General features: G+C 61.3%; 13 protein-coding genes and 1 pseudogene. 9 read left to right on the plus strand and 5 right to left on the minus strand.

Going from position 1 to position 14,255, the window contains the following annotated elements; all coding sequences use genetic code 11:
* Together EN993_RS20010 and EN993_RS20015 are read left to right on the plus strand one after the other, a co-directional pair.
* A partial coding sequence (locus EN993_RS20010) for a porin (RefSeq protein WP_164757727.1) occupies window positions 1-1,037 on the plus strand: 1,037 nt, incomplete at its 5' end.
* A gap of 238 nt (window positions 1,038-1,275) precedes the next feature.
* A complete protein-coding gene (locus tag EN993_RS20015; protein WP_127264624.1) occupies window positions 1,276-2,364 on the plus strand; it encodes a site-specific integrase in 1,089 nt (362 codons plus the stop codon).
* Between the two features lie 60 nt (window positions 2,365-2,424).
* Here EN993_RS20015 and EN993_RS20020 read toward each other — a convergent pair whose 3' ends face one another.
* The gene (locus EN993_RS20020) at window positions 2,425-3,324 is read right to left on the minus strand and encodes an alpha/beta hydrolase (protein WP_127264625.1); all 900 of its coding nucleotides are present in this window, start codon (window positions 3,322-3,324) and stop codon (window positions 2,425-2,427) included.
* Window positions 3,325-3,513: 189 nt separating this feature from the next.
* On the minus strand, window positions 3,514-5,565 hold the full coding sequence (locus tag EN993_RS20025) for a lytic transglycosylase domain-containing protein (RefSeq protein ID WP_127264626.1): 2,052 nt from the start codon (window positions 5,563-5,565) through the stop codon (window positions 3,514-3,516).
* Between the two features lie 234 nt (window positions 5,566-5,799).
* Here EN993_RS20025 and dapA point away from each other — a divergent pair, with 234 nt between their 5' ends.
* From dapA to EN993_RS20040, 3 genes are all read left to right on the plus strand, one after another.
* Window positions 5,800-6,681 carry a 4-hydroxy-tetrahydrodipicolinate synthase gene (dapA, locus tag EN993_RS20030; protein WP_127264627.1) on the plus strand — a complete coding sequence of 294 codons (882 nt, stop codon included), beginning with the start codon at window positions 5,800-5,802 and terminating at the stop codon, window positions 6,679-6,681.
* 147 nt (window positions 6,682-6,828) lie between these two features.
* Window positions 6,829-7,308 (plus strand): SsrA-binding protein SmpB, encoded by a 480-nt coding sequence (gene smpB, locus EN993_RS20035; protein ID WP_013532594.1) that lies wholly within the window; start codon window positions 6,829-6,831, stop codon window positions 7,306-7,308.
* A 174-nt stretch (window positions 7,309-7,482) separates the two neighbouring features.
* Window positions 7,483-8,220, plus strand: coding sequence for a GH25 family lysozyme (locus EN993_RS20040; protein ID WP_109662671.1), 738 nt, complete (start codon window positions 7,483-7,485; stop codon window positions 8,218-8,220).
* A 15-nt stretch (window positions 8,221-8,235) separates the two neighbouring features.
* Here the strand turns inward: EN993_RS20040 and EN993_RS20045 are convergent, their stop codons facing one another.
* Window positions 8,236-8,598 (minus strand): helix-turn-helix domain-containing protein, encoded by a 363-nt coding sequence (locus EN993_RS20045; RefSeq protein WP_127264628.1) that lies wholly within the window; start codon window positions 8,596-8,598, stop codon window positions 8,236-8,238.
* A gap of 96 nt (window positions 8,599-8,694) precedes the next feature.
* On the opposite strand from EN993_RS20045, the gene EN993_RS20050 reads away from it, so the two are divergent.
* Window positions 8,695-9,708, plus strand: coding sequence for a zinc-binding alcohol dehydrogenase family protein (locus EN993_RS20050; protein WP_127264630.1), 1,014 nt, complete (start codon window positions 8,695-8,697; stop codon window positions 9,706-9,708).
* Between the two features lie 12 nt (window positions 9,709-9,720).
* Here the strand turns inward: EN993_RS20050 and EN993_RS20055 are convergent, their stop codons facing one another.
* Window positions 9,721-10,377: a uracil-DNA glycosylase gene (locus EN993_RS20055; protein ID WP_127264629.1), complete on the minus strand. Its 657-nt coding sequence runs from the start codon at window positions 10,375-10,377 to the stop codon at window positions 9,721-9,723.
* 11 nt (window positions 10,378-10,388) lie between these two features.
* Window positions 10,389-10,970, minus strand: coding sequence for an NYN domain-containing protein (locus EN993_RS20060; protein ID WP_010915096.1), 582 nt, complete (start codon window positions 10,968-10,970; stop codon window positions 10,389-10,391).
* Between the two features lie 327 nt (window positions 10,971-11,297).
* Between EN993_RS20060 and rpoZ the strand changes: the two genes are divergently transcribed.
* The 3 genes and pseudogenes from rpoZ to EN993_RS20075 form a co-directional block, all read left to right on the plus strand.
* Window positions 11,298-11,699, plus strand: a complete 402-nt coding sequence (gene rpoZ / locus EN993_RS20065) for a DNA-directed RNA polymerase subunit omega (protein WP_095086596.1) — start codon at window positions 11,298-11,300, stop codon at window positions 11,697-11,699.
* A gap of 128 nt (window positions 11,700-11,827) precedes the next feature.
* A complete protein-coding gene (locus EN993_RS20070; RefSeq protein ID WP_109662679.1) occupies window positions 11,828-14,056 on the plus strand; it encodes a bifunctional (p)ppGpp synthetase/guanosine-3',5'-bis(diphosphate) 3'-pyrophosphohydrolase in 2,229 nt (742 codons plus the stop codon).
* 65 nt (window positions 14,057-14,121) lie between these two features.
* Window positions 14,122-14,255: pseudogene (locus tag EN993_RS20075) on the plus strand (orotate phosphoribosyltransferase); the annotation flags it as partial.

A 14,255-nucleotide genomic window follows, 5' to 3' on the forward strand; every position in this document is an offset into this window, starting at 1 on the left:
AGCCGGAACCCGCTGAATACGTCAAGATCTGCGACGTCTACGGCGCTGGCTACTTCTACATCCCCGGCACCGAAACCTGCCTGCGCATCGGCGGCTATGTCCGTTATGACATCGGCGTGGGCGATGCGGCTTCTTTCGACGGCGTCAACAACGTTCCGGATCACCTGGACGGCCCGGTTGATCGCAACGACACTTATTCCAAGAATGCCCGCTTCACGCTGAAGACCTGGACCGGCCAGGAAACCGAACTCGGCACCTTGAAGACCTACACCGAAACCCGCTTCAACTTCGGCAACAGCGGCGGTGACTATGCCAGCGACACGGCAACCGCCGACTACAACCCAAATGGCTGGCAGGCTGGCAACAAGGCGGTTTCACTGAACTTCGCCTGGATCCAGCTTGGTGGTCTCCGCGTCGGTAAGGACGAATCGGCCTTCGATACGTTCATCGGCTACGCCGGCAACGTGATCCAGGATACGCTGGTTCCCTACGGTTCGTTCGACACGAACGTCATTCAGTACTACTTCGACGCCGGCAACGGCTTCTCGGCCGTGGTCTCGCTCGAAGAAGGCGCTGGCGCCGACACGATCGACAGCTACGTTCCGCATGTCGTCGGCGGTGTGAAGTACACACAGGGCTGGGGCGCGATCACTGGCGTCATCGCCTATGACAGCAACTATGAAGAAGTGGCCGGCAAGGTTCGTTTGGACGTGAATGCCACCAACGAACTGTCGCTCTTCATCATGGGCGGCTACGGTTCGGACAGCAATGCCGACAACAACTTCTACAAGCTGTGGGATGGCAACTGGGCGATCTGGGGCGGCGGCAGCTACAAGTTCAACGAGAAGACCTCGTTCAACGCCCAGGTTTCGTATGACGAAGGCAAGAAGCTCGGCATCGCCGCGAACATTGCCTACGACATCGTCCCCGGCTTCACGATCACCGGCGAAGTTGACTACATCAACGCCGCTGACAGTGACTATCACGCCAGCTTCGACGGCATCGGCGGTATCCTCCGCTTCCAGCGCTCGTTCTAAGGGCTGGTTCTACACAGTTAAAATCCAGCCCGGGCGCACAAACGCCCGGGCTGTTTTTGTTTCGTGACTGGTCAACGCAAACGAAGGAAGAGGGGGAATCGGTAGCTGAATAGGGTCCGTGGGTGATTTCGTGGGATCCGCTGATGGCGGATGAGATCACAATCGCGTGATTCAAATCTCTTGAAAGGACGCTTCCAAGCGGATAGGGCTGATCTATCCACTCGGGGTGTGGCAAACGATGACGAACGAAGCGATTCAAGAGGGTGAGCCCTCTGATCATTTTTCGATGTTTTCTTCTCAGAATTCGACGATACGATACAGTTACAACAAGATTAGAGAAGTAAAGTCGCATAGGGTCGGAGAGCTTTTTTTAGCATACCGGGACATATTGTGGGATGATGGGCGGCATAAATACAATGTCAGCTCTTTCATCGGCGAGATAGATGAGCTTCTCCTTGGGGAGCGATTCAGCGCCTTTGACCAGAGTACCCTGGACAACCTTATCGGCACCTTGCGCCAGCGCGGCAACAGCAACGCAACCATCAATCGAAAGATGGCTGCCCTCAGCAAACTGCTGCGCAAGGCTCACAAGATGGGGGATATCCACAGCCTGCCCGAGTTCCGCCGCCAGAAGGAGCGGGCGGGACGGATTCGTTTCCTCGAGAGGGACGAAGAGGCCAGGCTGTTCGCCGCCATCAAGAGCCGCAGCGAGGATGCCTACAGGCTTTCCGTTTTCCTGGTCGATAGCGGATGCCGTCTCGGTGAGGCGCTTGGGCTGATCTGGAACGACATCCAGGAGCATCGCGTCAGTTTCTGGATCACCAAATCCGGCCGCAGCCGCACCATTCCGATGACCGAGCGGGTCAAGGAGGTCATCAAGCTGCCTCCGCAAGAGGGCCGTCGGCCCAAGGGACCGTTCACCAAGCTCAGCCAGGCACAGTTCCGTGCCATCTGGAACGACGCAAAGGCCGAAGTCGGTCTCGGCGCCGACGACCAGGTGGTGCCGCACATATTGCGCCACACCTGCGCCTCGCGACTTGTCCAGGGCGGCATCGACATCAGGCGCGTGCAGATGTGGCTCGGTCACCAGACACTGTCGATGACCATGCGCTATGCACATCTGGCCACGAACGATCTCGATGGCTGTGTCATCGTGCTGGAAACGCCTCGATCGGCTCAACCGACCGGCAAATGCGCTGAAGGCTCCATGTTTTCTTCACCCGTGACCACGCCTTCGTCGCCGAAGGCAGGGCGGAAACAGAGGGATGAAACGGCTGCGCCGAAGGAATCGCCGAAAGCGCCTCGGAAAAATTCAAAAGCCAAGTAGGCTGACGAGCCCAGCCTTATACTATTGTAATTATCCCAGGACCTTGTTTGGTCTTGGGGGTTACTTCTGGCTGTTCTGCTGCTCGGCCCGATCAAGAAAAGCTGCAATGTCATTGGGCAGGCTGCCGGTCTCGAGAAATGGCGCGTGGCCCTGACCCGCAACGGTGATCGCTTCCATCATAGAATGGCGTTCTCTCATTTGTTGCAGCGTGTCTATGGACAGCAATCTCGAATTGGCACCACGTATGGCGAGCAGAGGAATCGCGGCCAACGCCTCGAATTGCGGCCATAGATCAGGCAGCGGCTGCGTTAGGTCGAGACTGGCAACGGTGTCGACCAGCTTCGGGTCGAAATCCGGCACCAAGCCACCGTCCGCTTCACGATAGAGAGCCCATACCATTCGATCCCAATTCGCGCCGGCAAGGGCGGGAAAGTCCTTGCCATGCACGCTGCGCTGGGCGGCAGTTGCCTGTGCGCGGGTTTTCGGTGCCGGGTTGCGCTCGAGATAGGACTGGATATGGGTAAGCCCAGCCGCCTCGATCAATGGGCCGATGTCGTTGAAAACAATGGCTTTCAGGACAGCCGGCCGCATCATGCCGAGCACATGGATGATCAGCCCGCCGCGCGAGGTGCCGATGAAGGCTGCTTCCTCGATGTTCAGCGCCGCCAGCCCGGCAAGGATGTCGCCGGCCTCGACGCCGACATTGTAGTTTTTGACCTCGGGATCATACGCCGACCGCCCGCGCCCGCGATAATCGAACGCAACCACCTTGCGCGGAGTTGCAGATCGCGCCGAAAGGTCGAGCGCCAGCTCGTGAAAATCCTTGGCATTGCGAGTCAAGCCTGCCAGGCAGACGACCGGCCAAGGGCCGGTATTTGTTTCACCATAGACGCGTGCATGGAGCTGGAGCCCGTCCGCTGAGGTATAGAAAAAGTCGGAAAAGCCTTCGTGGTTTGGCATGCGGACTCCTCCGTCGTGTAGATCGTCTGCGACTGCTACAGGCAGGGACAAGGACGGTCAAATTGAAGGACGTGGGCGCGGGAAATTTTGAAATTTGGCGGGACAGAGGGGATGTGAAGGGACTCGATTCAAAGATGTCGAGCGCTGTGCAAATACCGCAACAAGAAGGCGGCCCCACCTATCGAGCCGTCAACTCCGCCCGTTCACCAGATCGCCAACTATGTCGTATTTGCCCGAAATACGCATCTTGTAGACTTCGTAATTCTCCATCACACGCTGAACGTAACTTCTTGTTTCCGTGTAGGGAATCCGCTCGATCCAGTCGACGACAGCATCGATGTCCTTGCCGCGCGGATCGCCATATCTGGCCACCCACTGGCTGGCACGGTTGGGGCCGGCATTGTAGCCGGCGAAGGTCAGCACATAGGAGCCGTTGAAGCGATCGAGCTGTTCGCCGAGGAAGGCCGAACCAAGCGTCGCGTTGTAGCCGGCGTCGGTGGTCAGTCGTGTCTGTGAAAACTGCAATCCGGCTTTCTTCGCCAATTGCTTGGCGGTTCCCGGCATCAGCTGCAGCAGGCCGCGCGCGCCAGCGCTGGACACGGCACCGATGTTGAATTCGCTCTCCTGGCGGGCGATCGCATAGGCCAGCGCCTTGCCTGAACCGGAAATGTTGGCCGAATCGGGAATGACGCCGAGCGGATGCGACAACGCGCCGACATCGATGCCACGCGCGCCGGCGATCTTGCCGACTTTCAGCGCCATGAAATGGTTGCCTTGCTTTTCCGCAAGGACAGCGAGCAGCGCGAGTTCCCCCGGGCTGGTCAACTGCCCGGCAAGGTCGCGATAGAGCGTCTCTGCATAGCGGTCGTAGCCCGCTTCCTGCAGCCGCTTGATGGCGCTGACGGCCTCGCGGCCAGCAAAATTCTGCCGGTCGGCTGCACTTGGCTGCGGATAGACAATGTTCAGCGCCTGCCGGCCGACGCGTTCGGCGGCAAGCTGGCCGTAAAATGTCGTGCCATAGGCTGCGGCGCGTGCAAAATAGTCCTTGGCGCTGCCCGGGCCACCGACTTCCGCGGCACGGCCGAGCCAGTAATAGGCACGCGACAGCGTCATCGGGCCTTGGGCAAGTTCGGCGATGCGCGCGAAATGCGTTGCGGCAAGCTTGGGGTCGTTCAGGCCACGCAACGCGTACCAACCGGCGTGGAATTCAGCATCCGCAGCATTGGTGGCACTTTCGGCGGCGTGTGTGGCGACGATCCGGTAGGCCGTTTTCATGTCGCCTTGGTCGACCAGTTCGCGCGACAACACCCGGCGCTCGACCCACCAGGCATCCGGATCGACCAGAGCGTCGCGATCGGCCGGTGCCTGCATCACAATGGCTGCGGCGCCGGCAAAATCCTCTTGCTTGCGCAGATATTCGGCCTGCGCGAAGAAATAGCCGGCCGAAAATTGTGCCGCCGGCACTGCCTTCAGCAGTTTGGCGGCATTCTTGTCGCCTTTGTCCGCCGCCGCCCAGGCATCGGCGAGCTGCTGGGCACCGGCAAGGCCGGCGACGCGCAGCGCGGAATTCGCGCGGTCGGCATAGAACATGCGCTCCATGCGAAAACGGTGGTCGGCAGCCGGGATCAGGCCGCCGAATTCCTTGATCAGCGCCGTCTCGTCCTTGGCCTCCAGGATAGCGGTGCGCCAGAATGGCGACAGCACCGAGCGCGCCGCTTTGGTATTGCCAGACGCCCCATAGGCGCGGGCAAGAACCATCACGCCTTCGAATGTCTGCGGCTGGCTGCCATCGAACGCCCTGACAACGATGTCGGGAGCAGGGTTTTCGCGATAGAGCGCGCGCTCGCTGTTCTTGCGCAGTGCGACGGTGCCCGGCCAGTTGGGCAGCATCTTTGCCGCGGCGGCGATATCGCCGCTCGGAACCTTGTCGCCGCCATAAAGCGCGGTCGCCCAGGCAAGGATGTGCTGGTCGAGCGATTGAGCGGGAAGGGCATCGCGCACGGCACGGGCGCCGGGAATGTCGCCGGCCGCCAGAGCATCCAGCCCGCTCTTCAAGAGAGCGACGCTCTGCGAGGGCGCCGGTTGCGCCTTGTCCTGCAGGTTGGGGATTGGGATGATCGAGCCTGGCATCGGGATGGCCGAAGTGACCTGCACATCGACGCTGCCGCCCGTCGCCATGCCCGGCATCAGCGCGAGCGTGGCGCCAAGCAGCGCGAAAAGGTGAGGCCGACTGCCCGGCATGATCTTAAGTCTTTCCTTGTCCTGGCATTCTACCAGCAAGCGAAGATGCCTCGAAGCCTAAACTTAGGTCGTGAAGAGCCCGTAAACAAAGAGTTAGCGAGGCCGTTCGAATTGCGCTTGCTGGCACCATGGCAATGCTTGCCGCGCAACCATGTCGAGACTATGGTGCGCCGCTTCGCTTTCGGCTAGAAGGCGCGCACCGCAAATACCAGAAGTCCCAAGGAGTTGGACGATATGCTGAGAGGCTCGCTTACTGCGCTCGTGACACCGTTCGAAAAGAGCGGGCGTTTCGACGAGAAAGCCTTTCGCGCGTTCGTCGAATGGCAACTCGCGGAGGGCACGACAGGACTGGTTCCCGTGGGCACGACCGGCGAGTCGCCGACGCTGTCGCATGACGAGCACCGCCAGGTCGTTAAGGTGTGCATCGAGGTTGCCAGGGGCCGCGTTCCGGTCGTTGCCGGCGCCGGTTCCAACAACACCGAGGAAGCCGTCGGGCTCGTGCAATATGCCGAGAAGGCCGGCGCCGATGCCGCCCTGGTCGTCACGCCCTACTACAACAGGCCGACACAACGCGGCCTATACGAGCACTTTGCGGCTGTCGCCAAGGCGACCAAGCTGCCGATCATCATCTACAACATTCCGCCGCGCTCGGTGATCGACATGATGCCGGAGACGATGGGCCGGCTCGCGCACGACTTCAAGAACATCGTCGGCGTCAAGGATGCCACCGGCAAGGTCGAACGGGTCTCCGAGCAGCGCGCCACGTGCGGCAAGGATTTCATCCAGCTTTCGGGCGAGGATGCCTCGGCGCTTGGCTTCAACGCGCATGGCGGCGTCGGCTGCATTTCGGTGACGTCGAACGTCGCGCCGCGGCTCTGCGCTGAATTTCAGGAGGCGACGCTGTCCGGCGACAGCGCCAAGGCGCTGGACTTGCAGGATCGCCTGCTGCCGCTGCACAAGGCGATCTTCCTGGAGCCTGGTGTTTCCGGGGCCAAATACGCGTTGTCGAAGCTGGGCAAGGTCGAGAACGTGCTGCGTTCGCCGCTTGTCACGGTCGAGGATGTGACCGCGGCAAAGATTGATGCGGCCATGAAGCACGCCGGCTTGATCAATTAGCGAGCCCGTTTGGAAACTCTACTCCTGCGGCCATCTGAAGGCGTTTTCTGCGTTTCCGGTGCACGTGTACTATATGTACGCTCCGCTCCGGGTCTCAAAAACACCATCATCTGACTCGCAGGAGCGAGTTTCGAAACGGACTTTATTATGAACCAGGTCAGAAAAGCCGACCCCAACAACAAGACCGTTTCGGAAAACCGCAAGGCGCGGTTTTCCTACGAGGTGCTCGACACGGTCGAGGCCGGTCTGGTGCTGACCGGCACCGAGGTCAAGTCGCTGCGCCAGGGCCAGGCCAACATCCAGGACAGCTACGCCTCGGTCGAAGGCGGCGAGATCTGGCTGATCAACTCCTATCTGCCGGAATATCTGCAGGCCAACCGCTTCAACCACGAGCCACGGCGTCGCCGCAAGCTGCTGCTCAACAAGCGCGAAATGGCGAAACTGTCGCAGAGCGTCGACCGCGAAGGCATGACGCTGGTGCCGCTGAAGATTTATTTCAACGACCAGGGCCGCGCCAAGCTGCTGCTCGCCGTCGGCCGCGGCAAGAAGCTGCACGACAAGCGCGAATCCGAGAAGCAGCGCGACTGGTCGCGAGAGAAGGGTCGGCTCTTAAAAGAGCGTGGGTGAGGAGCGGTTCGCGAAGCGGATGAAAAGCCAACGATTTGGCTTTTCGAGCGACGAACGGTGAAGGGCCGGTCCGCCTTCGGGCGGATCAAAAGGTCCTGAGGACCTTTTGAAGGGACTGAACGCCCGAAGGGCAGGGAGCCACAGCGAAGGGCCGGGAAGCCGAAGAGGATAGTCTTGAAGAACCGGATTGTCCTCTTTGGTTTGGCCAGCCTGGTCTTGCTATGTTTCGTCGCAGCAGGCGGCTATCTCTATTTCAGGGCGTTCTCACCGGACCGCGATAAATATCCGGTCAGGGGCATCGATGTCTCCCATCATCAGGGCCAGATCGACTGGCGGCGTGTTGCCGCCGACGATGTCGCCTTTGCCGTCATCAAGGCGACCGAAGGCGGCGATCATGTCGACGATGCCTTTGCGAGGAATCTGGAGGAGGCCCGCGCCGCTGGTCTCGCCGTTGGCGCCTACCACTTCTTCACCTTCTGCCGGCCTGGCGCCGACCAGGCGAAGAATTTCATCTCGGTTGTGCCGCACGATCAGCCGCTGCTGCCGCCGGTCGTCGACATCGAATTCGGCGGTAACTGCCCGCAACGGCCGACGCCCGAGCAACTGAGCGCCGAACTGGCCGCATTCCTTGCTCCAGTCGAGGCGGCGTTCGGCAAGCCCGCGATTGTCTATCTGACCGATGAGGCAGCGCAGACCTATGCCGGACGCATCGCTGCCCGTCCGCTCTGGCTTCGCTCATTGCTCCTGGAGCCGGATCGCGACGACTGGATCTACTGGCAATACCACAACAGGGGGCGCGTCGACGGCATCAATGGCGATGTCGACCTGAATGTGCTGCAGGGTGGGCCGGCCGTGCTGGCTGCGCTGTCTGCGGCGGGATTGCTCACTCCCGAGGCTCCATTATCCCCCTGAACCCGGTGAAGTTATTCATGCCGCTGCTTGGGGAACCTCCGGCGCGAGCGTGACATTGGCATCGCCCCAGATTTTCAGGGCGGTGATCACTGGCTCCAGGCTTCTGCCGCGCGGTGTCAGGCTGTATTCCACCTTCGGCGGTACCTGTGCATAGACCTTGCGGGCAATCAGCCCGTCCGTCTCCAACTCGCGCAACTGGTTGGTCAGCATGCGCTGCGTGCAGTTCGGAATGCGTCGGCGGATCTCGTTGAAGCGCATCGTGCCCTCGAACAGATGGTAGAGCACGACGCCTTTCCACTTTCCGTCGATATAGCGCAGCGTTCCCTCCACGGTGCAGCCGGGGCTGCAATCAAATCGCTCATGGCGAACGCGTGGCATGACGGTATCCTTTTCGACACTATGTGCTTTATATGTGCATTCTTGCGGATGAAGATCGTAGACGGCATCTCTATCCTACACAACATGGAGAAGAAGATGCGCGCCGTCGGCTATCAAATCCCAGCCCCCATCACCGATGAGACCTCTCTTGTCGATATCGACCTGCCCAAGCCAGTGCCGAAAGGCCGTCAACTGCTGGTCGAGGTGAAGGCGATCTCGGTCAACCCGGTCGATACAAAGGTGCGACGTAGCGCCAGACCCGAAGCCGGAACGTGGCGGGTGCTCGGCTGGGACGCCGCCGGCCGGGTCGTTGCGACCGGTCCGGACGCCAGCCTGTTCAAACCGGGTGACGATGTCTTTTATTCCGGCGCGCTGGCGCCGCAAGGCACCAATGCCGAGTTCCATCTTGTCGATGAGCGCCTTGTCGGCCGCAAGCCCGGCTCGCTCGGCTATGCGCAGGCGGCGGCGCTGCCGCTGACGGCGGTTACAGCCTTCGAGGCGCTGTTCGACCGCCTCGATGTCAAGAAGCCTGTTGCGGGCGTCGCAAACGCCATCCTGATCGTCGGCGGCGCCGGTGGCGTTGGCTCGATCGCGGTGCAGCTTGCGCGCCAACTGACCGGTCTGACGGTGATCGCCACCGCGTCAAGGCCCGAGACGCGCGATTGGGTCCTTGGGCTTGGCGCCCATCATGTCGTCGACCATTCGAGGCCGCTCGCTGCTGAAGTGGCCGCCCTCGGCATCGGCGCACCGGCCTTTGTGTTCTCGACAACCAACACCGACCGGCATTTGGCCGAGATTGCCGAATTGATCGCGCCACAGGGCCGGTTCGGCTTGATCGACGATCCCCAGACACTCGACATCAATCCGTTCAAGCGCAAGAGCGTTTCGGTCCATTGGGAACTGATGTTCACCCGCTCACTGTTCGAGACGCAGGACATGGCCGCACAAGGTGAGCATCTGAACGAACTGTCCCGGCTTGTCGACGCAGGCACCATCCGCACCACACTGGGCGAGACCTTCGGTCCTATCAATGCCGCCAATCTGAAGCGCGCCCATGCGCTGATCGAGACCGGCAAGGCCAAGGGCAAGATCGTGCTGGAGGGTTTCTGACTGAGGTCGAATCTAGCCTTGCAGAAACGCCGCGATCTTACTGAAAACGCTGACGAACATCGCTTCGGTCAGCACGCCGGTGTTGGTGTTGTAGCGCGAGCAGTGATAGCTCGAAAACAGCGTGATGCCGCCGGCCGGTAGCTGTCCGCCATGCTTGAACGGGTAGGCAGCGACGCGCCCGCCGAGTGCCCGCACGGTCGACTGATGCGCGATCGATCCCAGCGCCAGCACGGTGCGCAGGTTGGGGAACCGGGCGATCGTCGGCACCAGGAATGTCCGGCAGGTGGCAATCTCGGCGCCCACCGGTTTGTTCTCCGGCGGCACGCAGCGCACCGCATTGGTGATCGCCGTGCCGACAAGCTCCAATCCGTCATCTGGCCGCGCCTTGAATTCACCGCGCGCAAAACCGTGCGAAATCAGCGTCGAGTAGAGCAGGTCGCCGGCATAGTCGCCGGTGAAAGGACGGCCGGTGCGGTTGGCGCCGCGCAGGCCGGGCGCCAGCCCGACGATCAGAAGCCGGACGGCATCGTCGCCTTCCGGCGGAAGGAAAGTCGGCACCGGAGCGTTGAACCAGGATGGCTCGCGCTGCCGCCACTCGGCGATGAAATCGTGGAGCCGCGGGCAGAGCGGGCAGTCGCGGCTGGGTTCGGAGGCGGAAAGGGCGGTCAAGGCAACCGGCCTCAGTAGTCGTCCTCGTCGACTTCAGCTGGCTCGGGGCGGCGCACCGGCCGCTCGGACGGATCGCGGCCGACCTCGTTCTTCAATGTCGTCAGGTCGATGAAATGGTCAGCTTGACGGCGCAGATCGTCGGAGATCATCGGCGGCTGGGAAGCCATAGTCGAGACGATCGACACCTTGCGGCCGCGCCGCTGCAGTGCCTCGACCAGCGTGCGGAAATCGCCGTCGCCGGAAAAGATGACGTAGTGGTCGACGACATCGGCGAGTTCCAGCGCATCGACCGTGAGCTCGATGTCCATATTGCCCTTGATCTTGCGGCGGCCGGTCGAGTCGGTGAATTCCTTGGCCGGCTTGGTGACCACCTTGAAGCCGTTGTAGTCGAGCCAGTCGATCAGCGGACGGATCGAGGAGTATTCCTGATCCTCGACCAGTGCCGTGTAGTAATAGGCGCGCAGCAGATAGCCACGCTTCTGGAAGCTCGACAGAAGCTTGCGATAGTCGATGTCGAAGCCGAGCGCACGCGACGTCGCATAAAGATTGGCGCCGTCGATGAATAGGGCGATTTTTTCACGAGGGTCGAACATGGAAAATATTCCTTCTCGAAATAAACGGCCGTCTAAACGAAATGCGATAGCGACGTTCGGTCAGGCTCATAATAAACCGGCCGACCTCTACGCCATCCGAGATAGCGCCAGTTTCGCGGCAATCCAAGGGCGTGTTGCCGCACTGCAAGCAATTGTGATCGGGACACCGAACGCATAAGTAAAGGCTGGTTTTGCCGAATCGGGCGTTCGAACGAAGGATTGGGTGCCCTGCTGCCCGGCCATTGCCATGATGCTTGTATTTTGGCGGCGTTCGGGTTATGGACCGCGCCTGTTTTCCATCAAATCCATCGCATGAAAGGGGCATCCATGGCCCGCGTAACCGTTGAAGATTGCATCGACAAGGTCGACAACCGCTTCGAGCTGGTGCTTTTGGCCGGCCACCGCGCCCGGCAGATCAGCCAGGGCGCGCCGATCACCGTGCCGCGTGACAACGACAAGAACCCGGTCGTGGCGCTGCGCGAGATCGCCGACGAGACGCTTTCGCCCGACGACCTCAAGGAAGACCTGATCCATTCGCTGCAGAAGCACGTCGAGGTCGACGAGCCCGAGGCCGATGGCGAGGCGATTGCCGATCAGACCGGCGCCGCCGTTGCGGCCACCGACGCCGATGACGCCGAGGAGAACATCACCTTCGACCGGATGACCGAGGAAGATCTCCTGGCCGGCATCGAGGGACTGGTGCCGCCGGAAAAGAGCGACGATTACTAAGCGAGCGCTCTGGACCTGCCTGGAATACGTTTCCGGCACTTCCGTCCAGTCAGTTTCGTGGCTATCTATGAGATGCGCCGTACGCTAGTGCGGCGCATCAATCATTTCAGCACCGCGAGATCCCGCCCATGATGCGTCAGTATGAGCTTGTCGAGCGCGTCCAGCGCTACAAGCCTGACGTCAACGAGGCGCTACTCAACAAGGCCTATGTCTATGCCATGCAGAAGCATGGCCATCAGAAGCGCGCTTCCGGCGATCCCTATTTCTCACACCCGCTCGAAGTCGCCGCCATCCTCACTGAAATGCACATGGACGAGGCGACGATCGCGGTCGCCTTGCTGCACGACACCATCGAGGACACCACCGCGACGCGGGCCGAGATCGACGAGCTGTTCGGGCCCGAAATGGGCAAGCTGGTCGAGGGACTGACCAAGCTGAAGAAGCTCGACCTCGTGTCGAAGAAGGCCGAACAGGCGGAAAACCTGCGCAAGCTTCTGCTGGCGATTTCGGAAGACGTCCGCGTCCTTCTGGTCAAGCTCGCCGACCGTCTGCACAACATGCGCACCCTCGACCATATGCCGGAGGCCAAGCGCCTGCGCATCGCCGAGGAGACGATGGACATCTATGCGCCGCTAGCCGGGCGCATGGGCATGCAAGGCATGCGTGAGGAGCTGGAGGAGCTCGCCTTCCGCTACATCAATCCGGAAGCCTATCGCGCCGTCACCGCCCGGCTCGCAGAAATTTTCGAGCGCAACAAGGATGTGCTGTCCGATATCGAGAAGGCGCTATCCACGCTGTTCGAAAAGCATGAGATCAAGGCAGGTGTGAAGAGCCGCCAGAAGAAGCCGTGGTCGGTGTTCCGCAAGATGGAGGCCAAGGCGCTGTCGTTCGAGCAGCTGTCCGATATTTTCGGCTTCCGCGTCGTCGTCGACACGGTCGAGGATTGCTACCGGGCGCTTGGCGCCATCCACACCACATGGTCGATGGTGCCTGGCCGTTTCAAGGACTACATCTCGACGCCGAAGCAGAACGACTACCGGTCGATCCACACCACCATCGTCGGGCCGTCGCGCCAGCGCGTCGAACTGCAGATCCGCACCCGCGAGATGAACAAGATCGCCGAATACGGCGTCGCCGCGCATTCGATCTACAAGGACACCGGCGGCAAGACGAACGGTGCCGCCCACGCCATCTCGAAGGAGACCAACGCCTATGCCTGGCTGCGGCGCACCATCGAGCAGCTTGCCGAGGGCGACAATCCCGAGGATTTCCTCGAGAACACCAAGCTGGAGCTGTTCCAGGACCAGGTGTTCTGCTTCACCCCGAAAGGCATGCTGATTGCGCTGCCGCGCGGCGCGACACCGATCGACTTTGCCTATGCGGTGCATACCGATGTCGGCGACACCTGCGTCGGTGCCAAGGTCAACGGCCGCATCATGCCGCTGATGACGGAACTGAAGAACGGCGACGAGGTCGAGATCATCCGCTCCAAGGCGCAAGTGCCGCCGGCGGCGTGGGAATCGGTCGTCGTCACCGGCAAGGCACGCTCGGCGATCCGCCGGGCCACCAAGAACGCCATCCGCAAGCAGTATTCGGGTCTTGGCATCCGCATCCTGGAACGCGCCTTCGAGCGCGCCGGCAAGACCTTCACCAAGGAGAGCCTCAAGCAGGTGCTGCACCGGTTGGCGCGCAAGGACATCGAGGATGTGCTGGCCTCGGTCGGGCGTGGCGAGCTTGCCTCCGCCGACGTCATGAAGGCAGTATTCCCCGACTACAAGGATGAGCGCGTCACCACGGCCGCACCCAAGCCGCGCGAGGAGGGCTGGTCGAAGATCCGCAATGCCGCCGGTATGCTGTTCCAGATTCCGGGCCGTGCCGCGCGCAAGGACAAGGACCAGCCGCGCGATGGCGCCGTGCCGATCCGCGGCGTGCGCGGCGACCTGCCGGTGCGTTTCGCGCCGGAAGGAGCAGTGCCTGGTGACCGCATCGTCGGCATCGTCCAGCCGGGCACCGGCATCACCATCTATCCGATCCAGTCGCCGGCGCTGCAGGCGTTCGACGACCAGCCCGAGCGCTGGATCGACGTGCGCTGGGACATTGACGAGCGCACCAAGGAGCGCTTTCCGGCGCGCGTCTCGGTCACCGCCATCAATGCGCCGGGTTCGCTCGCCGATATCGCCCAGGTCGTTGCGTCGAACGACGCCAACATCCATACGCTGTCGATGGTGCGCACCGCGCCGGACTTCACCGAAATGCTGATCGATCTCGAAGTCTGGGATCTGAAGCACCTCAACCGGCTGCTGTCGCAGCTCAAGGACAATTCGAGCGTCAGCGATGCAAGGCGCGTGAACGGCTAGACCATGATCCCGAAAGGTGGGGACCGGTTTTCGGACAAGATCATGGTCAATCAAAAGAGGCAGACATGAACACCGATGAAGTGCTGGGCATTTTCCGCGAGGCGGGTGCTGTTCTGGAAGGGCATTTCATTTTGACCTCGGGCCTGCGCAGTCCGGTCTTCCTGCAGAAGGCACGCGTGTTCATGCATGCCGACAAGAC

The organism is Mesorhizobium sp. M7D.F.Ca.US.004.01.2.1 (genome assembly GCF_003997785.1).
Classification (GTDB): domain Bacteria; phylum Pseudomonadota; class Alphaproteobacteria; order Rhizobiales; family Rhizobiaceae; genus Mesorhizobium; species Mesorhizobium loti.